General features: G+C 58.8%; 19 protein-coding genes. 12 read left to right on the top strand and 7 right to left on the bottom strand.

What is annotated here, in order from left to right; all coding sequences use genetic code 11:
* Window positions 1–31 precede the first annotated feature (31 nt).
* The 7 genes from M5M_RS15875 to M5M_RS15845 all read left to right on the top strand — a co-directional run bounded on the left by M5M_RS15875 (window position 32) and on the right by M5M_RS15845 (window position 5,011).
* A complete protein-coding gene (locus M5M_RS15875; RefSeq protein ID WP_015048519.1) occupies window positions 32–730 on the top strand; it encodes an energy transducer TonB in 699 nt (232 codons plus the stop codon).
* Window positions 731–738: 8 nt separating this feature from the next.
* Window positions 739–1,317 carry a MotA/TolQ/ExbB proton channel family protein gene (locus tag M5M_RS15870; protein WP_015048518.1) on the top strand — a complete coding sequence of 193 codons (579 nt, stop codon included), beginning with the start codon at window positions 739–741 and terminating at the stop codon, window positions 1,315–1,317.
* A complete protein-coding gene (locus tag M5M_RS15865; RefSeq protein WP_015048517.1) occupies window positions 1,314–1,754 on the top strand; it encodes an ExbD/TolR family protein in 441 nt (146 codons plus the stop codon). The genes M5M_RS15870 and M5M_RS15865 overlap by 4 nt, the downstream gene beginning before the upstream one ends.
* 4 nt (window positions 1,755–1,758) lie before the next feature.
* Window positions 1,759–2,604: a heme/hemin ABC transporter substrate-binding protein gene (locus tag M5M_RS15860; RefSeq protein WP_015048516.1), complete on the top strand. Its 846-nt coding sequence runs from the start codon at window positions 1,759–1,761 to the stop codon at window positions 2,602–2,604.
* Window positions 2,604–3,626, top strand: coding sequence for a FecCD family ABC transporter permease (locus M5M_RS15855; RefSeq protein ID WP_015048515.1), 1,023 nt, complete (start codon window positions 2,604–2,606; stop codon window positions 3,624–3,626). Before M5M_RS15860 ends, M5M_RS15855 begins: the two co-directional genes overlap by 1 nt.
* Window positions 3,626–4,396 (top strand): heme ABC transporter ATP-binding protein, encoded by a 771-nt coding sequence (locus M5M_RS15850; protein ID WP_015048514.1) that lies wholly within the window; start codon window positions 3,626–3,628, stop codon window positions 4,394–4,396. Before M5M_RS15855 ends, M5M_RS15850 begins: the two co-directional genes overlap by 1 nt.
* 81 nt (window positions 4,397–4,477) lie before the next feature.
* Entirely contained in the window at window positions 4,478–5,011 is a 534-nt protein-coding gene (locus tag M5M_RS15845; RefSeq protein WP_015048513.1) for a DinB family protein, read from the top strand.
* Here the strand turns inward: M5M_RS15845 and M5M_RS15840 are convergent.
* Entirely contained in the window at window positions 4,984–6,021 is a 1,038-nt protein-coding gene (locus M5M_RS15840; protein ID WP_015048512.1) for an acyltransferase family protein, read from the bottom strand. The two genes, M5M_RS15845 and M5M_RS15840, sit on opposite strands and share 28 nt — an antisense overlap.
* Before the next feature lie 148 nt (window positions 6,022–6,169).
* Between M5M_RS15840 and M5M_RS15835 the strand changes: the two genes are divergently transcribed.
* Complete coding sequence (locus M5M_RS15835) at window positions 6,170–7,921, top strand: DUF885 domain-containing protein (protein WP_015048511.1); 1,752 nt, start codon at window positions 6,170–6,172, stop codon at window positions 7,919–7,921.
* A gap of 145 nt (window positions 7,922–8,066) precedes the next feature.
* Window positions 8,067–9,977 carry a ricin-type beta-trefoil lectin domain protein gene (locus M5M_RS15830; RefSeq protein WP_016389746.1) on the top strand — a complete coding sequence of 637 codons (1,911 nt, stop codon included), beginning with the start codon at window positions 8,067–8,069 and terminating at the stop codon, window positions 9,975–9,977.
* Between the two features lie 98 nt (window positions 9,978–10,075).
* Here M5M_RS15830 and M5M_RS15825 read toward each other — a convergent pair whose 3' ends face one another.
* From M5M_RS15825 to M5M_RS15800, 6 genes are all read right to left on the bottom strand, one after another.
* Window positions 10,076–10,747: a YoaK family protein gene (locus tag M5M_RS15825; protein WP_015048509.1), complete on the bottom strand. Its 672-nt coding sequence runs from the start codon at window positions 10,745–10,747 to the stop codon at window positions 10,076–10,078.
* 37 nt (window positions 10,748–10,784) lie between these two features.
* A complete protein-coding gene (locus M5M_RS15820) occupies window positions 10,785–11,483 on the bottom strand; it encodes a heparan-alpha-glucosaminide N-acetyltransferase (RefSeq protein WP_015048508.1) in 699 nt (232 codons plus the stop codon).
* Window positions 11,484–11,486: 3 nt separating this feature from the next.
* A complete protein-coding gene (locus M5M_RS15815; RefSeq protein WP_015048507.1) occupies window positions 11,487–14,591 on the bottom strand; it encodes an efflux RND transporter permease subunit in 3,105 nt (1,034 codons plus the stop codon).
* A 12-nt stretch (window positions 14,592–14,603) separates the two neighbouring features.
* Window positions 14,604–16,052, bottom strand: a complete 1,449-nt coding sequence (locus M5M_RS15810; RefSeq protein WP_015048506.1) for an efflux RND transporter periplasmic adaptor subunit — start codon at window positions 16,050–16,052, stop codon at window positions 14,604–14,606.
* Window positions 16,053–16,131: 79 nt separating this feature from the next.
* Window positions 16,132–16,527: a hypothetical protein gene (locus tag M5M_RS15805; protein WP_144062483.1), complete on the bottom strand. Its 396-nt coding sequence runs from the start codon at window positions 16,525–16,527 to the stop codon at window positions 16,132–16,134.
* Window positions 16,528–16,597: 70 nt separating this feature from the next.
* Window positions 16,598–19,408: an ExeM/NucH family extracellular endonuclease gene (locus M5M_RS15800; protein ID WP_015048504.1), complete on the bottom strand. Its 2,811-nt coding sequence runs from the start codon at window positions 19,406–19,408 to the stop codon at window positions 16,598–16,600.
* A gap of 467 nt (window positions 19,409–19,875) precedes the next feature.
* Between M5M_RS15800 and M5M_RS15795 the strand changes: the two genes are divergently transcribed.
* From M5M_RS15795 to M5M_RS15785, 3 genes are read left to right on the top strand one after another with little or no spacing between them, the layout of a single operon-like run.
* Entirely contained in the window at window positions 19,876–20,835 is a 960-nt protein-coding gene (locus M5M_RS15795; RefSeq protein ID WP_015048503.1) for an ABC transporter ATP-binding protein, read from the top strand.
* Window positions 20,825–23,707: a Gldg family protein gene (locus M5M_RS15790; RefSeq protein ID WP_015048502.1), complete on the top strand. Its 2,883-nt coding sequence runs from the start codon at window positions 20,825–20,827 to the stop codon at window positions 23,705–23,707. Before M5M_RS15795 ends, M5M_RS15790 begins: the two co-directional genes overlap by 11 nt.
* The gene (locus tag M5M_RS15785; protein ID WP_015048501.1) at window positions 23,700–24,593 is read left to right on the top strand and encodes a DUF4340 domain-containing protein; all 894 of its coding nucleotides are present in this window, start codon (window positions 23,700–23,702) and stop codon (window positions 24,591–24,593) included. The genes M5M_RS15790 and M5M_RS15785 overlap by 8 nt, the downstream gene beginning before the upstream one ends.
* Window positions 24,594–24,609: the final 16 nt, after the last annotated feature.

Raw genomic sequence — 24,609 nt, 5'->3', positions numbered from 1 at the left:
GTAAAACACTAAAACAACCACCCCGACATCCATGCCACTGTCTACCACACACTCGCTCAATACCTGGGAATGCAGCCGCCACCAGCGCGCCGCATTGGCATTGTGCGTGGGTGCAATGTTGCTGCTGCCACAATGGCATCCGTCGTCGCCGCTCACCCTGGCCTCCTCCAGCGCCGCGCCACTGGCATCACTGACGCTGGCGTTTGTCCAGCAGTCACGGCCACTGGCGCCTGCAAAGCCGGCGCCTGCAAAAGAAGTTATTACGCCGGCACCTGTGCCGGCAAAACCCGAACCCGTCGCCGAGCCCTTGCCAGCCCCCCAGCCGGCGCTGGCGCAACCGGCCCGGGCAGAACCCGCGCCTGAAGACACCATCCAGGACTCAGCGCCCGATGCACAGGCAGCACCCGCGGCACCGGTCCAGCAGCCATTGCACAATGGCCCGAACGAATTACCGCTGATGGACACCCCGCTGTTCGCCGAACCGCCGCAACCGCCCCGCTACCCCATGCTGGCCCGCCGCCGCGGCCAGACCGGCACTGTCTGGCTGGCGGTAACCCTCGATGCCAACGGCAGTCCCGATGATTTATCGCTGTTAGCCAGCTCGGGCGTTTCCGCACTCGACCAGGCGGCATTGGAGGCCGTGAGTCAATGGCGCTTCCTGCCCTACCGGGTCGACGGCCAGGCGCTGGCCAGCCGGGTGCATATCCCGGTGGAATTTTCACTGAACTGAGTCATCCCATGCACCCTACCGCCCACACCCTGATCGATTCTCTCGGCAGTTTTACCTGGCCACTATTGGCCCTGGCCCTGATAACCGGCCTGCTATTGCTTGAGCGCCTGATCACCTTAACGGTCAACCAGTGCTCGCACCGGCTGGCGCACGGCACCACCCAGCTGCTCGCCCACTACGGCGAAGGCGAACGCGAAGCGGCACTCCAGCTTTGGCTGAGCGAGCAACACCAGCGCTTGACCCGCGGCCTGAAAACTGTGCACATCGTGGCGCTGGCGGCACCGCTGGTGGGCCTGCTGGGCACGGTCATGGGCCTGATGCAGAGTTTTTCAGCACTCGCCAGCCAGCAGGGCGCCATCCACCCGGCCCAGCTGGCCGATGGTCTGAGCTTTGCCATGGGCACCACGGTGGCGGGGCTCGCCATTGCCCTGCCCGCCCTGTGCGGCTATCACGCGCTCAGACACTGGGCCGGGCAACAGATTCAGCACGCCGCGCACAGCGCCGGTTGGCACCTGGTCAGAGAGCAACGCGCCAGTGAGTTAGTGGCGGGCCAGGGCCTGGCCAAATCCGGAGCGGACAGCCTGTGAGCCCCCTGCGTTTAACCGCACCCTTGCGGGCCCACGCCTACACCGCCGACAGCGACGATGGCCTGGAGCTGACTCCCCTGCTCGACATTGTGTTTCTGGTGGTGGCCTTCCTGTTACTGACGGCCAATGCCCGCGTATTGCAGCTGCCGGTTTCGCTGCCGAGTGTGGAACAAGGCCAGACGGCAGTGGCCGAGCCCCACGTCATCCGGGTTGCGGTGCATGAACAAGCCCCGCACTACCAACTGGAGGATCAACGCCCGCTGGACTGGCCTGCCCTGCAGCGTGCGCTTGAACAAGCCTTGATCGCAACGCCCGACGCGCAAGTACAGATCCAACCGGCAAAAACCGCGCCCGCTGAAGCGTTGATCCGTTTGCTCGCTCACCTGCACAGCCAGCAGATCACCAATACCCAACTACTGATGACCCCAGAGGCCTGACGCCATGTTCCTTCGACCTATTCTGTTTCGCCGGCGCGCACCTTTTGCCTGCGCCGTGGTAACCCTGTTCGCCCTCCTTTCCAGCGCGCCGTTTGTGGGCGCGGCGGAACGCATTGTCTCCACCGATGCCGCAGCCACCGAACTGCTGGTCGCCATGGGGCTGGGTCCACACATCGTTGCGGTGGATGTGACCAGCCAGCCGCCCCGGCCCGGGGTGGCGCGCGTGGGCTATCATCGCAACCTGTCCGCTGAGGGGCTGTTGAGCCTGCAGCCGGATCTGGTGGTGGGCAGTGACCACATGGGACCACCGGTGGTGGTCACGGCGCTGCAACAGGCCAGGATTCCGACCCTGCAATTGCCATCGCCCACCACCGCCGCCCAGCTGGCAGACAACATCCAACGGCTGGGCCAGGCGGTCAGCGCCGACCCGGCGGCTTTATTGGCAAAACTGCAACAACAACTGCAACGCCTTACCCAGACACCGCTCGATCAGGAACGCATGGTGTTCCTGTTGGCGATGGATGCCAGTAAATTGCGGGTGGCCGGCCAAGGCAGCGGCGGCCAGGCTTTCATTGAGCTCATGGGCGCGCAAAACGCCGCCAGCCACACCAACTACCAGACCCTGAGCGATGAGTCCCTGTTGGCCCTTGAGCCCACCACCCTGCTCATCGCCAGTGGCGACCAGGCCAGCTTTGACGCGCTGCTGGCACAGCATCCCCTGCTGGCACACACGCCCGCAGGCAAACAGCAGCGGTTACTGCGGGTCGATGCCAGTGCCCTGGTGGCCGGCCTGAGCCTGGCCGCGGTGGCACAAGCCGAGCAGATTCACCGGCAACTGCTCGCCGACTGATGCGCATTCCCTTCGCTTACTTGCACCACGGCCTGTGGCTGCTGATCCTGCTCTGCGCCGGCGCGTCCATGGCCATGGGCGCCCTGGCGTTGGCGCCCGGGCAGGCGTTTTTGTCGCTGGCCGATGCCGTGTTGGGCAGCGGCTGGTCGCAGCTATCCGAGGTTGAGCGCACGGTGGTGCTGGAACTGCGCTTGCCGCGCCTGTTGCTGGCGCTGTTCACCGGCGCTCTTCTGGCGCAATGTGGCGCGGTGATGCAGGGGTTGTTCCGCAACCCATTGGCGGACCCCGGCATTATTGGCGTCAGCGCCGGCGCCGCCCTCGGTGCGGCGGTGGCCATTGTGTTGGGCGCGGGTCTCGCGCATTTTCACTGGGTGTCCACTGGCGCCTTTGTCGGCGGGCTGGGCACCACCTGGCTGATCTATACGCTCTCGCAAACCCGCACCGGCACCTCGGTGTTTGTGTTGCTGCTGGCCGGCGTGGCCATCGCCGCCTTTGCCGGCGCCGCCATGGGGTTTTTATCGTACTTCGCCGATGACCAGCAGCTGCGGGCGTTGAGCCTCTGGCAGATGGGCAACCTGTCCGGCGCGGGTCAGCTGAACCTGTGGCTGATTGCCGGTCTCACGGTGTCGCTGTTGGTGTATTTCCAACGTCAGGCCAACGCACTTAACGCCCTGCTGCTGGGCGAAGCCGAGGCCCGTCATCTGGGCATTGATGTGGAACGGCTCAAGCGCCGCCTGATTGCCGCCACCGCACTCGGTGTGGGTGTTAGCGTGGCCTATACCGGCATCATCGGGTTTGTGGGGCTGGTGGTGCCGCACCTGGTGCGCCTGCTGGCCGGCCCCAACCACCAGCAACTGCTGCCCCTCTCCGCCCTGCTCGGTGCCCTGTTGTTAGCGCTTGCCGACCTGATGGCACGCACGCTGGTGGCACCCGCCGAGTTGCCGGTGGGCCTGTTGACGGCACTCATTGGAGCGCCCTTCTTTTTGTTTTTATTGCTGCAAAGCCGGAGGGATTACAGCTGATGTTGCAGGCCCACAATATCACCGTGCCATCCGCATCCGGCGCGTTACTCGAACAGGTGAGCGCGGATTTTCCCGCTGGCAAAATCACTGCCTTATTAGGTGCCAACGGCGCGGGTAAATCCACCTTGTTGAAGTGCCTCGCCGGCGATCAACGCTACCGCGGCGAGATCAGGTTTAACGACCACTCATTGTCGGAGCTGAAAGGCGTTGCCCGCGCCCGCCGTGTGGGCGTATTGCCACAAGCTTCCAGCCTGGCATTCCCGTTTACCGCGCGCGAAGTGGTGGCGCTGGGGGCAACCCCCCTGGCTTGCGCACGCACCGAACTCAACGCGCGAATCGAGGCAATCATGGATCAATGCCACTGCCTCCCGCTCGCGCATCAACCTTACCCGCGCTTGTCGGGCGGTGAAAAACAGCGGGTGCAATTGGCGCGTGTGCTGCTGCAGCTTTCCGAGTCAACGTCAGCCGCCGGGCAGGCATCGGCACTGTTATTGTTGGATGAGCCCACCTCCGCCCAGGATTTGGGTCAGCAACATCACCTGCTCGCCATGCTGCGCGCGCAGGCGGCAGAACAGCAGTGGGCGGTGGTGGCCGTGTTGCACGACCTGAATCAGGTGCTGCGCTATTGCCAGCACGCGGTATTGCTAGACCAGGGCAAACTCATCGGCCAGGGCGATCCACAACAGTTGCTGACCCCACAGACGGTAGAGGCGCACTGGCAGTATCTCCCGCAGGAAACCATCACCCCGTTTGGCCGGGCATTGATTTAGGATTGAGCCGGCCATATCAGCCAACAAGCTGATTGCCATCGCGCCCGGGCAGGTCAGAATGGCGTTTTCCCCGGAGGCGCCATGACTTTCCCCGCTGTTCAATCCGTTCAATGTCTTGAGCAAAGCTTCGCCTATAAAGCCTGGGCCAATGCGGAAATCCTCAGCGTGCTGGCGCAATGCAACCCCGACCGCGCACCCGAGAAATATACCCAGGCAATACGCCTGATGAATCATACCTGGGTGGTGGACCAGATTTTTTACGCGCATCTGCAGGATCGCGCTCACGCCTTTACCGCAGACAACACTGTGGACACGCCAAGCATCGATGCGCTGACACAGTCCATTCACCGATCAGACCAGCAGTTGTTGGATCTGGTCAAAGCAATCACAAGTGAGGAACTCACACACACACTGTGTTTTCGCTTCACCGACGGCGATGATGGCTGCATGAGCAAAGAGCAAATCCTGACCCACTTGCTGCTGCACGGGGCCTATCACAGGGGCAATGTGGGCATGCTGATTGCCGATTTGGGCCACAGCCGCCCAAAAGATACCTTCACCCGCTTTTTACACCGGGCGCTGCGCACTCAGACACCCACCAACATACGGGAGTAGCGCCCACCGATAGTGCGGATCAGCCAGGCCAGTGCGAGCGATCCCAACAAAGTCCAGGCCAGATTAAACAGGCCCAGCCACGCCAGTGTGAGCCCGGTACGATTGGTCATCAACCAGTCGTAGACGCCAAAATAAAACCGGTCCAGCACCAACACATGCAGGAAAAAAATGGCGAAGGCATAATCGCCCAAACGCCGGGCCCAGACCAGCGATTGCGCGCGGGACTCGAGCCAGCCCAACAACAAGGCAGCCGCCGCCAGCTTCTGCACATAAATCAACGACTGGCGGTAGAACCAGAATCCCTCCTGGGTGTGACCCTGCAAGTAACTCCACCCCACCGCGCCACTCGTCAGCAACACTAATCCGAGCAATTGCCACTGAAAGCGCTGCAGCCAACGGATCACCCGCAGGTAGTGTGCGCCCCACAGCATCCCCAACGCGTAGGCACCCGCAAAATAAACCAGCGTCTGCCAACTGAGCAGATCGGGAAACGCAGAGCGGCTGATACACAATGGCAGGACACCGATGACCAGCAGCATCCAGGGGCCACGTTGCTGCAACCAAACCAATAAAGGCGTCAGCACAAACAGCCCGAACAACAGCGGAATATACCAAAGCTGCACACTCGCACTGCCCTGGACGAGCCCGGCCAAAACGGTTGGCAAGGGCTCGGCCTCGGGCGAAGCCTGACGGGTAAAGTCCCAATAGAGCCAGGTACACAGCAGGGTGAATACGCAATAAGGCAGCAATACAAACTTCACTTTGCTGCTGGCAAAACGCCGCCAGCCTTTGTGTTGCAACACCAGACTGAACAACAAGCCCGAGATCAGCGCGAAATACAGCGTGGAACCATGAAACAGGGTTTCGGTGATCGCATAAACCCAATTGATTGAGGGTGAGTCCACCTTACCCGTCCAGAAAATAAGAAATGCCCAGGTGTGTGCAGCCACAATGGTGGCAATGGCGATACCCCGAAAGGCATGAATCGATCCGTAAAAGGTGTTTGACATACTGACGCTCCTGACTCAGACAGCCATCATGTGTAAAGGCTTGAACCGGAACAAGATGAAAACGTATGCACAGCTTGTGCTAAGGTCTGCACTGGGCCGAATAGCCGGCCAGACGCAACATATCACGACCACCACACCGGACAGCCCCATGATTCGCACTCTTTTTCTGTTGATCTGCCTGCTTTTCTCGTTTCATTCAACAAGCGTCAACGCAACCCCTGCACAGCAATTGCAGCGGGTCATTGATGACCACTGGCAATACAGTCTGAAGGAAAGCCCGATTCTCGCCGGCCGTATGGGCATTGCAGGTTCCAACCACCGGCTGCCCGGTGTCGCCGGGACCGACCGGCAACGACGATTGGCCGCCGAGCGCGAATTTCTGGCGCGCTTAAACGCCATTGACACTGGTGCCTTAACACCGGCCGATCGCACTAACCATGCGCTGTTGACCTGGGTGCTGAAAAATTCGGTGCGCGACAATGAATTGTTTCTGGATCGCATTCCCCTGAACACCTTTTACACCTTCGTTTCCGCCGCCAACAATGCCAGTAAAGGCCTGGCCATGCCGACCGTGAAAGACTACGAGGACTACCTCAAACGGCTGGCGGATTTCGACCGGTATTTCAACGAAAATATCGCCAACATGCGCGAAGGCATCAAAACCGGTTTTGTGCTGCCGCGCATTGTGGTTACCGGCATTGCACCTACCGTGCGCGCACAGGTTTACAAAAACCCGGAAGACAGCAGCCTGTACCAACCGTTCACGCAAATGCCCGCCAACTTTTCCGCCAAAGACAAAGCCCGTTTAGCGGCGGCAGGAAAAAAAGTGCTGCGTGAAAAAACCCTGCCTGCGCTGGCACGGGTTGCCGATTTTCTGGAAGGTGAATACCTTAACGCGGCCACAGACACCCTGGGCGCCGAGCAACTGCCCGACGGCAAAGCCTATTATCGCCACGCCATTGAAACCTATGTCACCCAGGCCATGGACCCCGATGACATTCACCAGACCGGTCTGGCAGAAGTGAAACGCATCCGCGCGGAAATGGATGCACTGATCAAACAAAGCGGTTTCAAGGGCGACTTCAAAGCCTTCACCCATTTCCTGCGCACCGACCCGCAGTTTTACGCCAAGACGCCAGAAGAACTGCTCATGCGAGCAGCCTATATTGCCAAACGCGTGGATTATCAGCTGCCGGCATTTTTCGGCCACCTGCCCCGCACGCCTTATGGCATAGTGCCGGTGCCCAAGGAAATCGCACCCAATTACACCACCGCGTCCTACAACCCGCCAGCGATTGGCGGTACCCATGGCGGCGCCTACTGGCTCAATACCTACGATCTGAGCCAGCGCCCGTTATACGAGCTGCCCGCACTCACCCTGCATGAAGCAGTACCCGGCCATCACCTGCAGGGCGCACTCTCGCAAGAACTGGAAAACGTTCCCAACTTCCGCAAAAACCTTTACCTCAGTGCATTTGGCGAAGGCTGGGCGCTGTATACCGAACGCCTGGGCAAAGAAATGGATATTTACGATACACCCTACGAACACTTCGGTCGCCTGAGTTATGAAATGTGGCGCGCCTGCCGTTTGGTCATTGATACCGGTATCCACTCGCAGGGCTGGAGCCGCGAGCAAGCGCTGGCTTTTTTAGCCGACAACACCGCGCTCTCAGAAGGTAATGTGCGCGCCGAGGTGGACCGCTACATTTCCTGGCCCGGCCAGGCACTCAGCTACAAAATGGGGGAAATCAAAATCCGCGAGCTGCGCGCACGCGCAGAAAAAGCACTGGGCGATAAATTCGACCTGCGCGAATTTCACGACACACTATTGAGCGATGGCGCCCTGCCGCTGGTAATGCTTGAAGCGAAAATGGATGCCTACATCCAAAGCAACAAGTAGCCCCCTCACTAACAGCCGGGTGACAGGGACAGTCACCCGCATGGCCTAAGCCAAATGCCTTCAGTCCCCCTACCCTATGGCCGATAGTTCATAAACCCACTGGCCCCTATGCTGCATGGCATTATTCTTCAATGATGAGTGGGCCATGAACACACACCAATTAATCCTGACCATGCTGATGACCAGTGGACTGACACTCGCCGGTTGCAATGTGGAATCTGTAGCAACCCCGGGCGAGGACAATGCTGCCATAGAACAACCCGGAACAACGGAAACCCAACCGGAACATGACTCAGGCTCGGGACAGAGCCCTAATGAAGGCCAGGATACCAGTGGAGATCAATCACCGGGTGATGATGGCAACCAGGATGCCGCTACACCTGATGCCGATAACGGCGGCTCGGAAGATCAGGATGGCGCGTCTGGCGGCGAAAAAACCGAAGGCGGCGCCCAAGAACACGACGCCACTGCCCCCGAGGATTCCACGGACAACACACCCGACGAAGATCCGGTGGATACACCAAGCAGCCATCCGCTGCACTCTGCGTTCAACCAAAGCCTGTGTATTGCCGAGCCCGACAACACACTGACGGCACAGGCTTGCAACGAATCATTGCAACAGCGCTGGCTGCCTTTTGAAGGTACGCTGCGCGCTGCCTGGAACAGCCAGCTGTGCGTTACCGCCACCACCTTGGCCAATGGCGCCAACGTGCAACTGCAAACCTGTAACGGCGATGCGCGGCAACAATGGACATACGAAAACAATTACCTGCGCAACGGCAATTGGGCACTGGATCTGAACCGCAATACCAACGCCATAATCGTTTATAGCTTCCACGGCGGCGACAACCAACAATGGCTGACATCAGCAAATCAATCAACACCCCCGCCCGAGGCCGGATGGGGCGCAGTTGAAGTCCCATCCATCGCTCCCTATGGCAGCCGGAGTTTTTCTGTACCGGCCGCACAAAACTGGGTAAACACCGGTTTATATTTACGCAAAGGGCAGACCGCCACAATTTCCGCTACTGGCATGTGGAATGTAAAAGGCGGTGAGCTTTATGGACCGGATGGTGCCAGCGGCGAACAGTCGCGCGGCTGTCAGCTGGGTGAGCTGACCGCCCGTATTGGCCTCTACTACAAAGATCCGGCCATCAGCTGCATTGGCAGCAGCGCCACTTTTACTGCGCACGAAGACGGCATTGTTTATATGGGCTCAGTGGTCAGCAATGACCTGGGCGAAGCCTACGACACCCGCACCCGCGCAACCGGTTCGCTCACTGTCACCGTCGAAAGCAACGGCGAAACCGTGCCTACCATCGCCCACAATGAAGCCGCCAACTACGACTTCGCCGCAGTCAGTTCCGGCTGGATTGAAATCCGCAGCGAACACAACATCATGACGTTGCCGATTGCAACAGCGATAAAAGATGCCGGCAAACTGGAAGCGGCCGGCGATCGCCTCGATGCATTTTACAAGCAGCACCTGGCACTGCGGGGCAAGGCCCCTTATCAGGGGCAGGCGATCCGTTGGTTCGCCGACACCAAAGACGCGCCCGGCTGGATGCTGGCGGGCAATCCGGTACGTATGGACCCGGCGCTGGTGGATCACCATGGCGAACACCGCATAACGCTGATCGCCGACGACGGCAACAACGGCTGGGGCTTTGCCCACGAACTCGGCCACGATTTCAACTTCGCCGGCGGCGACTGGTACTACACAAGCTTTGGGGGACTGGAAGCCTGGCCCAATATTTTCACTCTGCACGCCATCGACAAACTGGGACTACCACCGCGCGACCTGTCTGATTGTGCAGACCGTAAAGCCAGTTACCTGGCTAAAAATGAACATAAAGACAGCCTTGGCGACGCCTGGACCGGCTTGTGTTTTCTGATGGAATTTCAACAGGCTTATGGCTGGGATTTTTATCAGCGGTTTTACGCAAAATTCAATGAGCACCCTGGGCATGGTTGGAGCTTTCTGCATCAGCGTTTCAGCGAGGCCGCAGGCGAGGACGTGAGTGAAATTTTCAACGGCTGGAATATTAGCTACTAAATTGAAGTAAGCTGGCGTATTTCATTGCGCCGGCGTCTTTTCATTTTTTTACTTCTAATACTGCGTCGCGTGTCGACAGCGACAGACGGGCAATAACGTTAGCGCTTGCCATGCCGAAGGTATACCAAATAGCCGCGGTAGCAGACGGCTAGGAAAAGGCATACACAGGCTGGCATCAAAAGCGCGAAATACCCAATATGGGAATAGGTTAATCCACCCAGGACAGCGCCAATGATAAAGCCCACAATAACAAAGAGAAACAGCAGGACCTTCCGGCGATCGGGTTTGTCGCCCCTGAGCCAGGCGCCGAGCATAAACCCAAGATCAGTGAAAATGCCGGTCAGATGTGTCGTCCGGATTACCGCGCCGCTGTAAGCGGTTGCCATAGCGTTTTGCAGCCCACAAGCAGCGGAGGCAAAGAGATGCCCCCAAACGACGCCTTTGACCAATAAGCCGCATGCAACAATCAAAAAAATCGCTTCGAGCACCAAGACAGTTTCATAGTGCCGCCCCAGTTTTAGAGCAGTATTTTCTATCAATAGACCCGCAATCGCCGCGCCAAGAAAAAAGGTCACCAATACACCAACAAGCTTCAATTGACCGGGTAGGTCGGCCGTTGCTATAGCCAACCCCATCAGCGTTGCCGAACCAGAAACATGAGATACCGATTGATGCTCAAACCCAAGCAAGGCGACAGCATTCACCGCACCGGCTATCAACGCTAAAAGAAAAGCACCTAACTCAACCCATCGGGGCAGAAGATTAATCACGAGAGCCTCTAATGACCGAGCGCCAACCAACTTATTTTTATTGCACTAACCACCGCCAGACATGCAATCCACCCACCAATAGCGGTTGATGAACAAGGTACACAATTAAACTATGCCGCCCAGGCCATTGGGCCCAGTCTGGCAATTGAATCTGTTTGAGAGGATCCCGGATAAACCACGGCTGCTGCGCCAGCCAGACACCCAGCCACACCACTGCCACCCACGGGATAAGCGGCACCCAATCGTTGGCGTAGGAGGGCAGAACATCCGGCCAGATCTGATGTATAAAATGAAAAGGCCAGTAGGATTTCAGCCACCCCATATTGTAACCGGCTATTACTACCAACGCTGACGCTAGCGCTATTGTGGGGTACCGGAGCAACGGCAGCGCCAGCACACTGGCCACTACTATAAAATGCAGCACGCCAAAATAGATCCAGTTAGCCGGGAACATCACCAGCGACATAGCGGTCACCAACAGGGCCCCCACTATCACCTGTAACTCCCGTTTCCAGAATTTCTGCCAATGGATGACTTTGCTGTGGGCGTAGACCAGGCCAATGCCCACGCACAAAAAAAACAGGGTAAGAATCACATAGCGGAAATGTTTCCAACCCGGGCCATCGGGAATGTCCCACTGGTGATAGCCAAAGGTGCGCAGGTCGTAAATAAAGTGAAACACCACCATCAGCACTATGGCGAGGGTGCGCATCAGATCGACGGTGGTGTTACGCATGTCTTAAGCTCTCTTGATTTCCCATTGCCGCCACAGCAGATACAGCACCGGTAGCACAAATAAAGTAAGGATAACGGAGCTTACCATACCGCCCACCATGGGCGCGGCCAGTCGACTCATGACTTCCGACCCGGTGCCACTGCCCCAGAGAATCGGCACCAGACCGACAATGGTGGCGAGTGCGGTCATGAGCTTGGGCCGCAACCGTTGGGCCGCGCCATCTTCCACGGCCGCGCGCAGCTGGGCAAGGTCAGGCGTTGACGTTTGTTCCCGCAAACGCTGCCAGGCCTGATCCAGATACACCAGCATGATGACCCCGGTTTCCACTGCCACCCCGGCCAGCGCAATCATTCCGACGCCGACGCCAACCGACAAATTGAAATCCAGCCACCACAAAAACCACACCGAACCCACCAATGCCAGCGGCAGGGTCAACATGATCATCGCCACTTGTATGCCATTGCGAAAGCACAGGTACAGCAACACCACAATGATCGCGAGCGTAAGCGGAACCAGGTAACTCAGTTTGGCTTTGGCGCGCTCCATGTACTGGTATTGGCCGGCCCAATTAAGTGAGTAACCGGCCGGCAGTTCCAGCTCCCGGCTCAGCACTTCATCTGCCGCGGCAATATAGCTGCCCACGTCGGTATCGATATCGATAAAACTCCAGCCATTGAGCCGGGCGTTTTCACTTTTGATACCGGGCGCGCCCACGGTCACCCCAATGTGCGCCACATCGCCAAGGGTGATGTGCGCGCCACTGGGCGTCACCACCGGTAGCAGCGCCAATTGCTCCGGCGTATCGCGATAGCTTTCCGGGTAGCGCAGATTGATCGGGTAGCGCGCTTCACCTTCCACTGTCACACCCACATCACTGCCGCCCACGGCGGTGGCAATCACCTGCTGCACATCGCCGATATTGAGGCCAAAGCGCGCCGCCGCCAATCGGTCAATGTGTATGGTGATGTAGCGGCCATCGGCCACTCGTTCGCTGTACACCGACACGGTACCCGGCAATTGTCCCAACAGGCTTTCAATCTGTTCACCGATGTTCTGGATGACTTTCAGATCGGGGCCGGCCACTTTGATGCCCACCGGCGTTTTGATGCCGGTGGCGAGCATATCGATGCGGGTTTTGATGGGCATCACCCAGGCGTTGGACACGCCCGGCAACTTCACCAGTGCATCCAGTTCGGCCTTGAGTTTTTCCGTGGTCATACCCGGCCGCCATTGGTCGCGCGGTTTCAATTGAATGAAGGTTTCAATCATGGTCAGCGGCGCCGGATCGGTGGCCGTATCGGCGCGCCCCACTTTGCCAAAGACGGTTTCCACTTCCGGCAGGGTTTTGATCAGCTTGTCGGTCTGCTGCAATAACTCACGCGCCTTGCCAATGGAAATGCTTTCGTAAGTGGTGGGCATATACATCAGGTCGCCCTCATCCAGTTCCGGCATGAATTCACTGCCGAGTTTCGACAGCGGATACACGCTGGACGCCACCAGCAATATCGCCGCAAACAACGTCAGCAGCGGGAAACGCAACAAGCCACGCAGCACGGGCAAATAGGCATTGATGAAGGCGCGATTAATGGGGTTATCGGTTTCTGCGCGCATGCGCCCACGGATAAAGTAACCCATCAGTACCGGCACCAGAGTCACCGCCACAATGGCCGCCGCCGCCATGGCGTAGGTTTTGGTGTAGGCCAGCGGCGCAAACAACCGCCCCTCCTGTGCTTCCAGTGTGAACACCGGAATAAAACTCACGGTGATGATCAACAAACTGAAGAACAACGCCGGCCCCACTTCCTGTGCAGCGGTACTCACCAGCTGCCAGCGATTGTCGCGGGTAATGGGCGTGCGTTCAGCGTGTTTGTGCAGGTTTTCAATCATCACGATGGCGCCATCAATCATGGCACCAATGGCAATAGCAATGCCACCCAGGCTCATGATATTGGCGTTGAGCCCTTGCAGGTACATGACCCCGTAGGCCGCCAGTATGCCCACCGGCAAACTTATTATCGCCACCAGTGACGAGCGCAGGTGAAACAAAAATACCGCGCATACCAGCGCCACCATGAGCAGCTCTTCGCCCAACTTTTGCCACAGGTTGTTGACCGCGCGCTCTATTAACGCGGAACGGTCGTACACAGTCACCACCTCAACACCTTCGGGCAGGCTCGCCTGTAAATCCTGCAAGCGCGCCTTTACACCATCGATGGTGTGCTGCGCATTTTCGCCGTAGCGCATGGCGACGATGCCACCCACCACTTCGCCTTCGCCGTCGAGCTCTGCTACGCCCCGGCGCATGGCCGGGCCGAATTGCACCTCGGCCACATCGCGCACCAAGACCGGCGTGCCCTGGGCATTGACCATGAGCGGAATATTGGCCAGATCATCCAACGACTGGATGTACCCGGTGGCGCGCAGCATGTATTCCGCTTCGGCCATTTCCACCACCGAGGCACCGGTTTCCTGATTGCCGCGCTCAATGGCACTCTGCACCATGGCGAGCGGAATACCAAAAGCGCGCAGTTTTTGCGGGTCTACCAGCACCTGGTATTGGCGCACCATGCCGCCCACACTCGCCACTTCCGACACACCCGGCAACGATTGCAATTCAAATTTAAGGAACCAGTCCTGCAGGCTGCGCAGCTCGCTCAGATCGTGCTGCCCGGTGCGGTCCACCAGTGCATACATGAATACCCAACCCACGCCGGTGGCATCCGGCCCCAGTTCGGTTTTGGCGCCGGCCGGCAACTGTACCTGACTTAAATATTCCAGCACCCGCGAGCGGGCCCAGTAGAGATCGGTATCGTCGTTGAAAATCACGTACACAAAACTGTCGCCGAAAAACGAAAAGCCGCGCACGGTTTCCGCACCCGGTACCGACAACAATGCAGTGGTGAGCGGAAAGGTCACCTGGTCCTGCACCACTTGCGGCGCCTGCCCCGGGTAACGGGTTTTCACAATCACCTGCACGTCGGATAAATCCGGAATCGCGTCCACCGGCGTTTGCCGCACGCTGAACAAGCCCAAGCCCACCACAATGGCGGTGAGCAACAACACCAGAAACCGGTTGCTGACACTCCAGCGGATCAATGCATTAATCATTGCGCGATCCCCTTAGTGGTGCGCGTGCGGATTGGCCGCAGGCGTTTTCTTGGCGGGAGTCACCGTCAGAATGGTGAACTCGCCGTTTTCAGCACGGAATTTAAACCGGATCTCGGCCCCGGGTACGAAGGCATCCAGACTGACAGCCTGATCGATCGCAAAATCCATGGTGGCGGCCGGGCGATTCCATTTATCGATGGCCTCGCGGCTGATGTTGGCGGTGCGGTTGGCCGCGTCCACACTGTTCACCACACCGTTCACTTCGGCTTCGTTTTTGGCCAGTGGCGGGGTCATGCGCAGAAAGTCACTTTCCCGTGAGGATTCGGAATCCAGCAGGAATTGCGCCGATACCACCACCGGGTCACCCGCTTTCAGGCCGTGCAGAATTTCCACATAGTCTTTATCCGAGCGACCCAGATGCACCGCCACCGATTTGAAGCGGCCATCACCACGATCCAGCACCACCCGGTCTTGCGACCCTGTGCGGATCACCGCCGCGCGCGGCACGGTTAACGCAGGCTTACCCGCGTCACCGGCGATGGTCAGCTCGGCAAACATGTTCGGCTTTAACAATTTACCCGCATTGTCGAGTACCACGCGCAAGCGCAGCGTGCGGGTATCGGCATCCAACGTGGGGTATACATAGCTCACACGACCCTCGACGCTTTTGCCCGGCAGGTGTTTGAAACGCGCCACCACCGGCAAACCGGCGCGCACCAGATGGGCTTGCGCGGCAAACACATCGGCCTCGACCCACACGGAGTCGAGCGCGCCAATGCTGAACAAGGTGGAACCCGGCTGCACGTAAAAACCTTCCCGAATGGCGAGCGCTTCCACCACGCCGCTTTGCGGGGCGAAGTAGGTAACGGTTTGCATGACCTTGCGGGTGTCCACCAATTGGTTGATGGTTTTGTCTGCCAGTTTCAGTGCGCGCAACCGGCCCTTGGCGCCTTCCACCAGGCGCTCTTCGCCACGGCGCAGCGCCAGCATCAGGTCTTCCTGGGCATTGACCAATTCCGGCGAATACAGATCGTACAGCGGTTGACCGGCAGTCACCGGATCGCCCTCCGCTTTCACATAGAGTTTTTCAATCCAGCCTTCCACCCGCGGGTGCAGGTGCACCAGCGTGTCCTGGTTATAGCCCACGTAACCCACGGTGCGGATATGCGGGTCCAACGCCCGCTCCCGGGCCAGCTCGGTGCGCACCCCCAGATTATTCTGCACTTCGGGATTAATGCGGATCAGCCCGGGTTCGGTTTCCTCAGCTTCTTCATACACAGGAATCAGGTCCATGCCCATGGGCGATTTGCCGGGGCCGGGCCGTCGGAAATTGGGGTCCATGGGGGCCACCCAGTAGAGCGGCTTGGCTTCTGATTCACCACCGGAATCACCCGCGGGCCAATAGTGCACAGCCGCCAGGGTTAACAATGCGCCAGCCAGGGCGCTGAATAAAATTTTCATCGTGTTTCTCGCAATCTACACAGGGTCGATGACGACCTTTTCTTGCCATTGGGCAAATTTCAGACGGATTCAGGCTGTGTTACGCGAGGTAGGGTGGGTGATACGGCGGGAATTGAGCGCTTGCGGGCTCACCGGTGAGGCTACTGTATTCGGCACTGCCGGCAATCCAAATCAACTGCAGCTGACCGGTGGCCAGTGTCGCAGGCAGGAGCACACACTGGTCCATGGGGCAGTCATCGGCGCCTTCACAACAGTCCATGCTGCTGTGGTCGGCAGCGTCATCCATACCGGCCATTGATTCGAGAGCACCCATGCCCATGTGCTGGCTGTGATCCATGCCGGCCATGGCATCCATTGACGCCTCCGCTGCCACCGGCGCTGCCCCCATACAAGGATGTAAGGCAGCCGACAGTGCCTGCGCTGACAAGCTCAGCAGCAGGCACAGATTCAGCAGCAGTATTAACAGGCGACGCACGGGCATTGTCACGGCTCACAATCAGATACAGCGATAGTAGCCTCCCTGACGGGCCCACTCAAGCCCGGCACTATTGCACAGGACAGAACGCCTGTTCCGCCAACCGCAAGTGACCGGCCCAGGCGGCCCTGCCCGCCCCGGCCAACCAATCGCCCGGCCTCGCCTCACCATCAGAGAGCAACTGCAAACGCGGCAAGCGGGCGCAGGCCTGATGTGAACGCCCGCGTTCCCCCAGCCAGATCAGGTGCTGCAGCTGCAGGCGATACAGCCGGACATAAAAGTGCTGCAGCCACGGGTGTGCAGATGTGCCCACCAGCTTACCCTCCGCAACCGCGCGGTCGTAAAGCCCTAGAAGATCGGGCCAGGCCTGAATGCCGGGCACCAGGTGAAAGCCCGCCAGCACCGGATCATGATCGGAAAAGCGTACAGCGGTTGAGGCCGAGTAATAGCCACTATCACGTCCGAAGTCGGCGTTGTAATCCAGGGCATCGGCTTCGTCGGCATTGATGTGCCACACCACGGCCTGCGTTAAGGCTGGATGCAGACTGTCCGACACCAGCAGGTAATCGAGGGTCCCGAGTTGGCCATCAAACACGTAGGAATAGGCCAGCTCAGGCTCGACGTTGCGGAAACCGCGCGCCAGTAATGTTTGCACCGGGGATTCCATGGCGTAGGCGTTGAGGTCGCCGGCAATTATCTGGTGGTCTGTCGCCACGCCCGTGGGCGCGCTGGCCAGCCACTCGCTCACCGCCTGTGCAGCGAGCGTGCGGCGCGCGTTCCAGAAACCGGCGCCATCGGCCTGATCGTAATCGGGGCTGGTGGTATCGGTAAGACCCGAAGCACCCTTGGATTTGAAGTGATTGACCGACAGGGTAATCACTTCGTCAGAGACGCGATGCCGGAAGCTCGCCGCCACCGGCACCCGGTTGGTAGCCTCGCCATTGAAGATCGGGCTGGTGGCGAAATCGTGTGCGGCAAAACCGGGCAGCGTGGCAACGACCGCATCGTCCAGTAATACCGGCGTGCCTTCGGGGCTGACGGTTGCCGGCTGGTACAAAATGCCCACGGCAATGGCATCGGTACCCACGTGATCGGCGGGGTGCAATACGGCATAGCGCGGCTCACCGGCCAGCGCGTTGAGCGCTGTCGCCAACGCATCGATGGCGCTGTCACTGGCGGTTGCAAAAGCGTTTTCCAGTTCCACCAGGCCGAGCAAATGCGCGTCCATCGCGAACAGCGCCTGCGCTAACTTTTGCAGCTGACGATCGTACTCAAACGTTGCCGGGTCAACACCAAAACGGCTCAGGTCATCGGCACCGCGCGGCGCGTGACCGAGTGCGGTGTGGGCGCTGCCATTGTCGAGGGTGGTGAAAAAGTTCAACACGTTCACGCTCGCCACCCGCAGGTTGCCCTCGGGCATCTCCAGTATTGGGCGCGGGTTGGGTGAATTACCGAGCCAGTCGCGGGTGAAATCATTCGCGCCATCCACGTGCGCGCGCACCCGCCAGCGGGCACCGGATGCGCTGTTACCGGCCCATTTATAATCGAGCACACCGGTGAGACCGGTGACTTGATCGCCCATGCGCGGTGCGGTTTCCGTGCGGTAGTCGGACACCAGGGTAATCGGCGCATTCTGCACATTCAGACCGTCATCCAAGGTAATACAAGCAGCACCCAGTGTGCGCTGGTAGTCGGCATTACCCGCAGCGTCGGGTGCGTTCAATTGGGTGAACTGATAGGGACGGTTGCCCGCCACCAGACTCACTTCATTGAAACGATCGAGCTGGAATTGTTCGGCCAGGGTCAGCGTTTGCGGGAAGCGCACCAGCATGCCCTCGTAGGCTTCCAGATCGGGCTGCCAATTGCCGGCCTGATCACGGCTTACCGCCGCGGCGGGTAACTGGATGTGTGCCGGTGTCACCAGCGCCAATTGCGCCGACGTACCGGGTGCTACTACCTCAATGGACGATACCTGGTACAGCTGGGTTTCGCCGAAGTACTGGCCCACTTTGCCGGTCACGCGCACGGTGTCGCCAAGCTGCACATCGGGTGTGCTGGCGGCCACGAAAATACCTTCACTGGAGCGTGCATCGCCGTCTTCATCGGCGGTTTCTTCCTGCAGGAAAAAGCCGTTCAGGTTGCGATTGCCATCGGCATCGCCATCCTGAAAATCGCCCACCACAATGGCTTCCACGCTGACGATCTCGCCAATCAGCGGGCTTACATCAGAGTCGCCAAAGCTGTTGGTGGTTTGAGTCTCGGGCGTGCCCTGAATGGTGGAGATTTTTACCATGGCCGGCGCCTCGCCGTCGTCGCCATCATCACCGTTGGCGAGCGGAATCGGTTTGGCCGCCGTGGTGTTGGAGGTTACGCCGTCGAGTGCGTCAATGCCGCTGAATTGCCAATTGGCCAACTGAAATGCGCCGGCGCTGCCTTGCACGCGCGCGGCCCAGCCGTCCTGATAATCCCAGGCGGTGCCGGTGCCGTCCTGGTTGATATCCCCGAAGGTGTCGATCACCACGCCTTGGTGAAACAGTTCAATGGCATCGTCGCCATTAATCGCCATGGCGCCAGAGATGAAATCGGGCACCTGGCCAAAGAAGGCGGTAAAGCCATGGGCTTCACTGGCGACAGTGGTGTAACTGCCGGCCGCAATAGCGATGGCCGGAAAGGTGAATTCTTCACCGTCGCTACCTCCACCGTTATTGGCGCTGCCGAGGCCGTAAACACTGGCGTCGGCCACGGCCTCGGGCCAGTAAATTTCAACGCCTTTGGGGACACCACCCGACAAGGGGCCGTCATATACCGTGCTGATCAGCGGCGTGGCGTTGGCGCTTACAGCCAGGCTCAGCGCACACAGCGCGAAGAGTTGCGATTTCATGGTCAATCCTTTGCAAAAGTTATCGCCGCCATCTAAGCAAACACAGATGACGGTACGGCAAAGGATTTATGAACCCTGTGTGGCAGACAGGTGACAGCGCAAGAACAATACCCTCTTTTCCTGTTCGTCAGGCTGATTTAAAATCCGGCGATTCTTAGTGACGCCGGATACCCGGTTACCGCGAGCGCCCCATCGCTCTTGGCAATCCGATGATTTCAGTAGAGCTTTGAAACCCATGCAAAAACAAACGTACCAAGTACACACTGATCGCCCCGGACTCACGGTGCCAAAGCCTCACCACTCACCGGCTCGGTACCAACGCTGCGGTGCCGCTGTGGCGCCCGCTCACATTCCCAATCCCGCCTTTGGCCGCGCGCCCCCGATGCCCGCGCGCCACAGCAAGATTTTATAACGGGTTTTACCGTCTGTTTTTAACAACCTACCACCTCTCGTAATAAGGAGGCACCATGCTGGAGGTAACAAACCTCACGCGTTTTTACGGTGATTACTGCGCCGTAGACGACGTGTCTTTCAGTGCAAAGCCCGGTGAAATACTGGGCTTGCTCGGTCACAATGGCGCGGGCAAAACCACCATCATGAAAATGATCAGTGGTTTTCTGGAGCCCGATGCCGGCAGCATCCGGTTTGACGGCCAGGATTGCACCGACACACCGCAACACCTGCAACAACAACTGGGCTATCTGCCCGAAAGCCTGCCGGTATACCCGGAACTGACTGTTGCCAATTACCTGGACTATGCCGCGGACATCAAAGGTCTTAGCGGCGACCGGAAGATCCAGGCGATCCAACAGGCGCTGGCGGTAACCGACCTGTCGGATACGCTGCACAAACCCATCCAAACCCTGTCCCGTGGTTACAGGCAAAGAGTGGGCGTGGCCCAGGCCATAATCGGTAAGCCCAAGCTGATAATTCTCGATGAACCCACCAACGGCCTGGACCCAAGCCAGATCGAGCACATGCGCAATGCCATTCGGGCGCTGGCGGAGAATTCGCTGGTTATTTTGTCCACCCATATCTTGCAGGAAGTGGAAGCACTGTGCGATCGCGTTCTGATCATCAGTCACGGCAAGCTGGCGGTGGATGAGTCATTGCCACAACTGCGCCAAAGCGATCAGCTGGCAGTGAAAACCAACTTACCCGAATCCGACGCGCGCAAAATTTTCATGCTCGAAGGTGTGGCGCAAATGGAATCCATCGAAGGTGGCTACCGGTTGCAATTACATCAGCACCAGAACCCCGAGCAGGCTGCGCACCGTGTGGCTGAAGCCGTTATTAAAAACGGCCACCAATTGTTCGGGCTGATGCCGGAAAAACGCACGCTTGAGGCCTTGTTCCACCAGATTACCGGTTCACTTACCTCCACAGCCGAGGAGGTTCGCAAGGAGGAGCTCAGTCATGCCGAATAATACATCCTGGCCAGTCGTGCGCCGCACGGCCGCAAAAGAAATCGATCTGTTTTTTTCGTCGCCCGTCGCGTATCTGTTCCTGGGCGTTTTTCTCGCGGTGACCCTGTTCGTCTTTTTCTGGGTCGAAGCATTTTTTTCCCGCAACATTGCCGATATCCGGCCCATGTTCGAATGGATGCCGGTGCTGCTGATTTTCCTGTGTTCAACCCTGACCATGCGATTGTGGAGTGAGGAAAAACGAACCGGCACGCTCGAGTTCTTATTGACCCGCCCCTATGGGCTTTGGCATTTTGTGGCGGGCAAATTCCTGAGCTGCCTTTGGCTGCTGTTGCTGGCACTCTGCCTGACCCTGCCGTTACCCGTGACCGTCGCCCTGCTGGGCGATCTGGATTGGGGCCCGGTGTGGTCCGGCTATCTGGCAACATTTTTATTGGGCGCGGCCTATCTCAGCATTGGCCTGTTTGTCTCCGCCAGGTGTGACAACCAGATTGTCAGTCTCATTGGCGCCATGGCGCTGTGCAGTGTTTTTTACCTGATTGGTAGTCCGGCGCTGACCGATTTTGTCAGCGCACCGCTGAGTGATTGGCTCAAGCTGCTGGGCAGCGGTGCCCGCTTCGAGGCCATCGCCCGCGGCGTAATCGATCTGCGCGACCTGGTGTATTACCTGAGCCTGACGCTGGTATTTTTATCGCTCAACACCCTGACGCTTGAGCAAGCGCGCTGGGCCAATAACGGCAACAAGCGTTACCACCGGCAGTGGCGCACAATTACCGCGCTGGCGGTGCTGAACCTGTTGGTATCCAACGTCTGGATCGGTCAAATCCATGCGTTGCGTATTGATACCACCCAAGGCCAGCAATATTCTCTGTCGGACGCCACCCATCGCTATTTGTCCGAACTGCAGGAACCCTTGTTACTGCGCGGCTATTTCAGCGACAAAACCCATCCGCTGCTGGCGCCACTGGTGCCCCAGCTGAAAGACCTGTTGCGTGAATACGAGGTGGCCGGTAAAGGCAAAGTTCGGGTGGAATTTATCGACCCGCAAACCGATCAGGCGCTGGAGCAGGAGGCCAACGAAAAATACGGCATCGCGCCGGTGCCCTTCCAGGTGGCCGACCGTTACCAGGCTTCTATTGTCAGCTCCTATTTCAACGTTTTAGTACAGTACGGCGATCAATACCAAACGCTGGGGTTCCGGGATTTTATTGAGGTAATGGCCCGCGCCGAAGGCAATATCGACGTGGCATTGCGCAACCCGGAACACGACCTGACCAGTGCCATAAAGAAAAACCTGCAACGCTATCAAACCAGCGGCAATGTATTCGACGCCATTTCGGCGCCCGTGCAGTTCACTGGCTACATTTCCGATGATGCCGTGCTGCCCACCCAACTCATCGAGTTCAGGGCCAGAGTCGAGCAAGAGCTGAACAACTGGGTGGAAAAGTCAGACGGCAAGCTTGCGGTCAGTTTTGCCAATCCGGATAACGACACGCAACTGGCCGAGCAACTCGCCGAGGCGCACGGTTTGTCGCCACTGGTGGCCGATATTTTTGCAGCTAAACCGTTCTATTTTTATCTCACCTTGCAAGGTAGCGATCAGTGGCTGACGATTCCTCTTGAGGATCTCAGTCAGGAAGCCTTTGCCCGCAACCTCAAGGCGGGCCTGCAGCGCTTCGCACGGGGCTTCAGTAAAACCGTGGGCCTGGTAACCCCACCAAACCAGCGCTTTGGCGGCCGTCAGTTCAGCCGTTTAAGCCAATACCTTGGCGATAATCTGCTGGTGAAAAGCGAGGACATTGGCGATGGCAGCGTCAGTGGCGACACCGACATTCTGCTGCTGGCCGCGCCCGAAAACCTCACCGATGCACAGGTATTTGCGGTGGACCAGTTCCTCATGCAAGGCGGTACGGTGGTGATGGCCAGCTCGCCGTTTGGGGCGAGCCTCAACAACCGGTCGCTCAGTCTGAGCAGCCACAACAGCGGCCTGCAGGACTGGCTCGCGCACCACGGTGTGAGTATGCCAAAACAATTGGTACAGGACGCCAGCAACGCGACCTTACCCATTCCGGTCACGCGCAATCTGGGTGGATTCCAGATTCAGGATGTACACATGGTGGATTACCCCTACTTCGTGGATATCCGCCCTGAAGGGTTACATGCGGATCACCCGGCCACTGCCGGCCTGCCACAGGCTACGCTGACCTGGGCTTCGCCCATCGAGATTGACGCAGCGCGCAACGACGGCCGCGCGGTGGACACATTGCTGCGCAGTTCCGCGCAAACCTGGTTGTCGGATTCCACCCGGATTCTGCCCGACAATCGCGGCCAGGTTGCGCTTGGCGACAGTGCCGACAGCCAGGTCCTTGGCGTGGCCATCAGCGGCCAGTTTGAGTCCTTTTTCAAAGGTAAGGCGTCACCGCTGCTGCCTGACGCAACGCCAGACGACAAGGATACCGGATCGGAATCCAAAGCAGATGCCGAACCGGTGATCAGCCAGGTAATCGAACGATCACCGGCGAGCGCGCGCCTGATTGTGTTCAGCTCCAATGACTTCCTGAGTGACGCCGCATTGAGCCTGGCGTCGGCCAGCCTGGGCGCCGAATACACCAACCCCTTGGCGTTGGTCAGCAATACGCTCGACTGGGCGCTGGATGACGATGGCCTGACCGCGATTCGCGCGCGCGGCCATTTCAACCGCACTTTGCCGCCCATGGAACAATCGGCACAAATACTGTGGGAGTACGGCAATTATCTGATGGCATTTCTGTTGATTGCGCTGGTCGCGTTGGCGCAAAAGCACCAACAGTTACGCAACCAGCGCCGGCTGGAACGCGCATTCACTGCAACGACTCAGGAGGTTGCTCATGCTTAATAAATCGGGATTTCTGGCAATTGCCCTGGCTACCCAGGTGGTCCTGGCCGGGGGCATCTTCTGGCACAGCGCAACCGCGTCGGTATCCGCACCGGAAGCCTTGCTGCCTTTCCCGGCCGCCAATATCGAACGCATCGAACTCGGTAGCCCGGACGCGAGCGTTCAGCTTGAAAAGCACAATGATCGATGGCAGCTGGCCAATGGTCTGCCCGCCGATAGCGGTAAGGTTGATGCGCTATTAGACGACCTTGCGGCGATCGAGGTGCGCTGGCCAACGGCAACCTCAACCTCGGCGCAAACGCGGTTCAAGGTGGCCGCATCGGACTATGAACGAAAGCTCAGCCTCAGCGCCCGCGATGAGGCTGCGGCCGAGGTGTACGTGGGCACCTCGGCCGGCCTGCGCAAAAGTCACCTCCGACGGCATGACCAGAGCACTATTTACGCAGTCCCGCTGGACCGCTTCGGACTTGCCGTCAGCGTGGATGACTGGCTCGATAAATCGTTAATTGCCGCCAAACAGATTACCGGGCTGGAAAGTGCAGCGCTCTCGTTGAAGGCGGAAGGCGACCAGTGGCAATGGTCGCGCCCGGAGGCACTCGACCTCGAGCGGGTAAAGACCTTGGTTGAACGCTGGCAATCCATTACCGTCTCGGGTATCAGCGATTACCAAGGGCCGGAAGACAAGGCCCTGACCTACACCGTGCGGCAGGGCGAGCAAACCCTGATCTACCATCTGCTCGCACACGAGGACAGCTTCCTGATCAAACGCGCCGATCTGGACACCTGGTTCCGGCTGTCAAAATGGCAATACGATGCGTTGACGGAAACCAATCTGGCGTCGACATCTGACAGCGACAACGCCGAACCCACGAACGCTCAGGGCTGATAACGGCCCACAAACA

It is taken from the genome of Simiduia agarivorans SA1 = DSM 21679, from assembly GCF_000305785.2.
Taxonomy (GTDB): domain Bacteria; phylum Pseudomonadota; class Gammaproteobacteria; order Pseudomonadales; family Cellvibrionaceae; genus Simiduia; species Simiduia agarivorans.
Note: the sequence above shows the minus strand (reverse complement) of the source record. Positions and strands in the feature narration are given on the sequence as shown.

Bases quoted from the DNA above. Each gene is read 5' to 3' on its own strand.
- M5M_RS15835 (WP_015048511.1), top strand. From the start codon at position 6,170: ATGATTCGCACTCTTTTTCTGTTGATCTGCCTGCTTTTCTCGTTTCAT.
- M5M_RS15855 (WP_015048515.1), top strand. From the start codon at position 2,604: ATGCGCATTCCCTTCGCTTACTTGCACCACGGCCTGTGGCTGCTGATC.
- M5M_RS15790 (WP_015048502.1), top strand. From the start codon at position 20,825: ATGCCGAATAATACATCCTGGCCAGTCGTGCGCCGCACGGCCGCAAAA.
- M5M_RS15845 (WP_015048513.1), top strand. From the start codon at position 4,478: ATGACTTTCCCCGCTGTTCAATCCGTTCAATGTCTTGAGCAAAGCTTC.
- M5M_RS15785 (WP_015048501.1), top strand. From the start codon at position 23,700: ATGCTTAATAAATCGGGATTTCTGGCAATTGCCCTGGCTACCCAGGTG.
- M5M_RS15870 (WP_015048518.1), top strand. From the start codon at position 739: ATGCACCCTACCGCCCACACCCTGATCGATTCTCTCGGCAGTTTTACC.
- M5M_RS15815 (WP_015048507.1), bottom strand. From the start codon at position 14,591: ATGATTAATGCATTGATCCGCTGGAGTGTCAGCAACCGGTTTCTGGTG.
- M5M_RS15795 (WP_015048503.1), top strand. From the start codon at position 19,876: ATGCTGGAGGTAACAAACCTCACGCGTTTTTACGGTGATTACTGCGCC.
- M5M_RS15810 (WP_015048506.1), bottom strand. From the start codon at position 16,052: ATGAAAATTTTATTCAGCGCCCTGGCTGGCGCATTGTTAACCCTGGCG.
- M5M_RS15830 (WP_016389746.1), top strand. From the start codon at position 8,067: ATGAACACACACCAATTAATCCTGACCATGCTGATGACCAGTGGACTG.
- M5M_RS15820 (WP_015048508.1), bottom strand. From the start codon at position 11,483: ATGCGTAACACCACCGTCGATCTGATGCGCACCCTCGCCATAGTGCTG.
- M5M_RS15875 (WP_015048519.1), top strand. From the start codon at position 32: ATGCCACTGTCTACCACACACTCGCTCAATACCTGGGAATGCAGCCGC.
- M5M_RS15840 (WP_015048512.1), bottom strand. From the start codon at position 6,021: ATGTCAAACACCTTTTACGGATCGATTCATGCCTTTCGGGGTATCGCC.
- M5M_RS15850 (WP_015048514.1), top strand. From the start codon at position 3,626: ATGTTGCAGGCCCACAATATCACCGTGCCATCCGCATCCGGCGCGTTA.
- M5M_RS15860 (WP_015048516.1), top strand. From the start codon at position 1,759: ATGTTCCTTCGACCTATTCTGTTTCGCCGGCGCGCACCTTTTGCCTGC.
- M5M_RS15800 (WP_015048504.1), bottom strand. From the start codon at position 19,408: ATGAAATCGCAACTCTTCGCGCTGTGTGCGCTGAGCCTGGCTGTAAGC.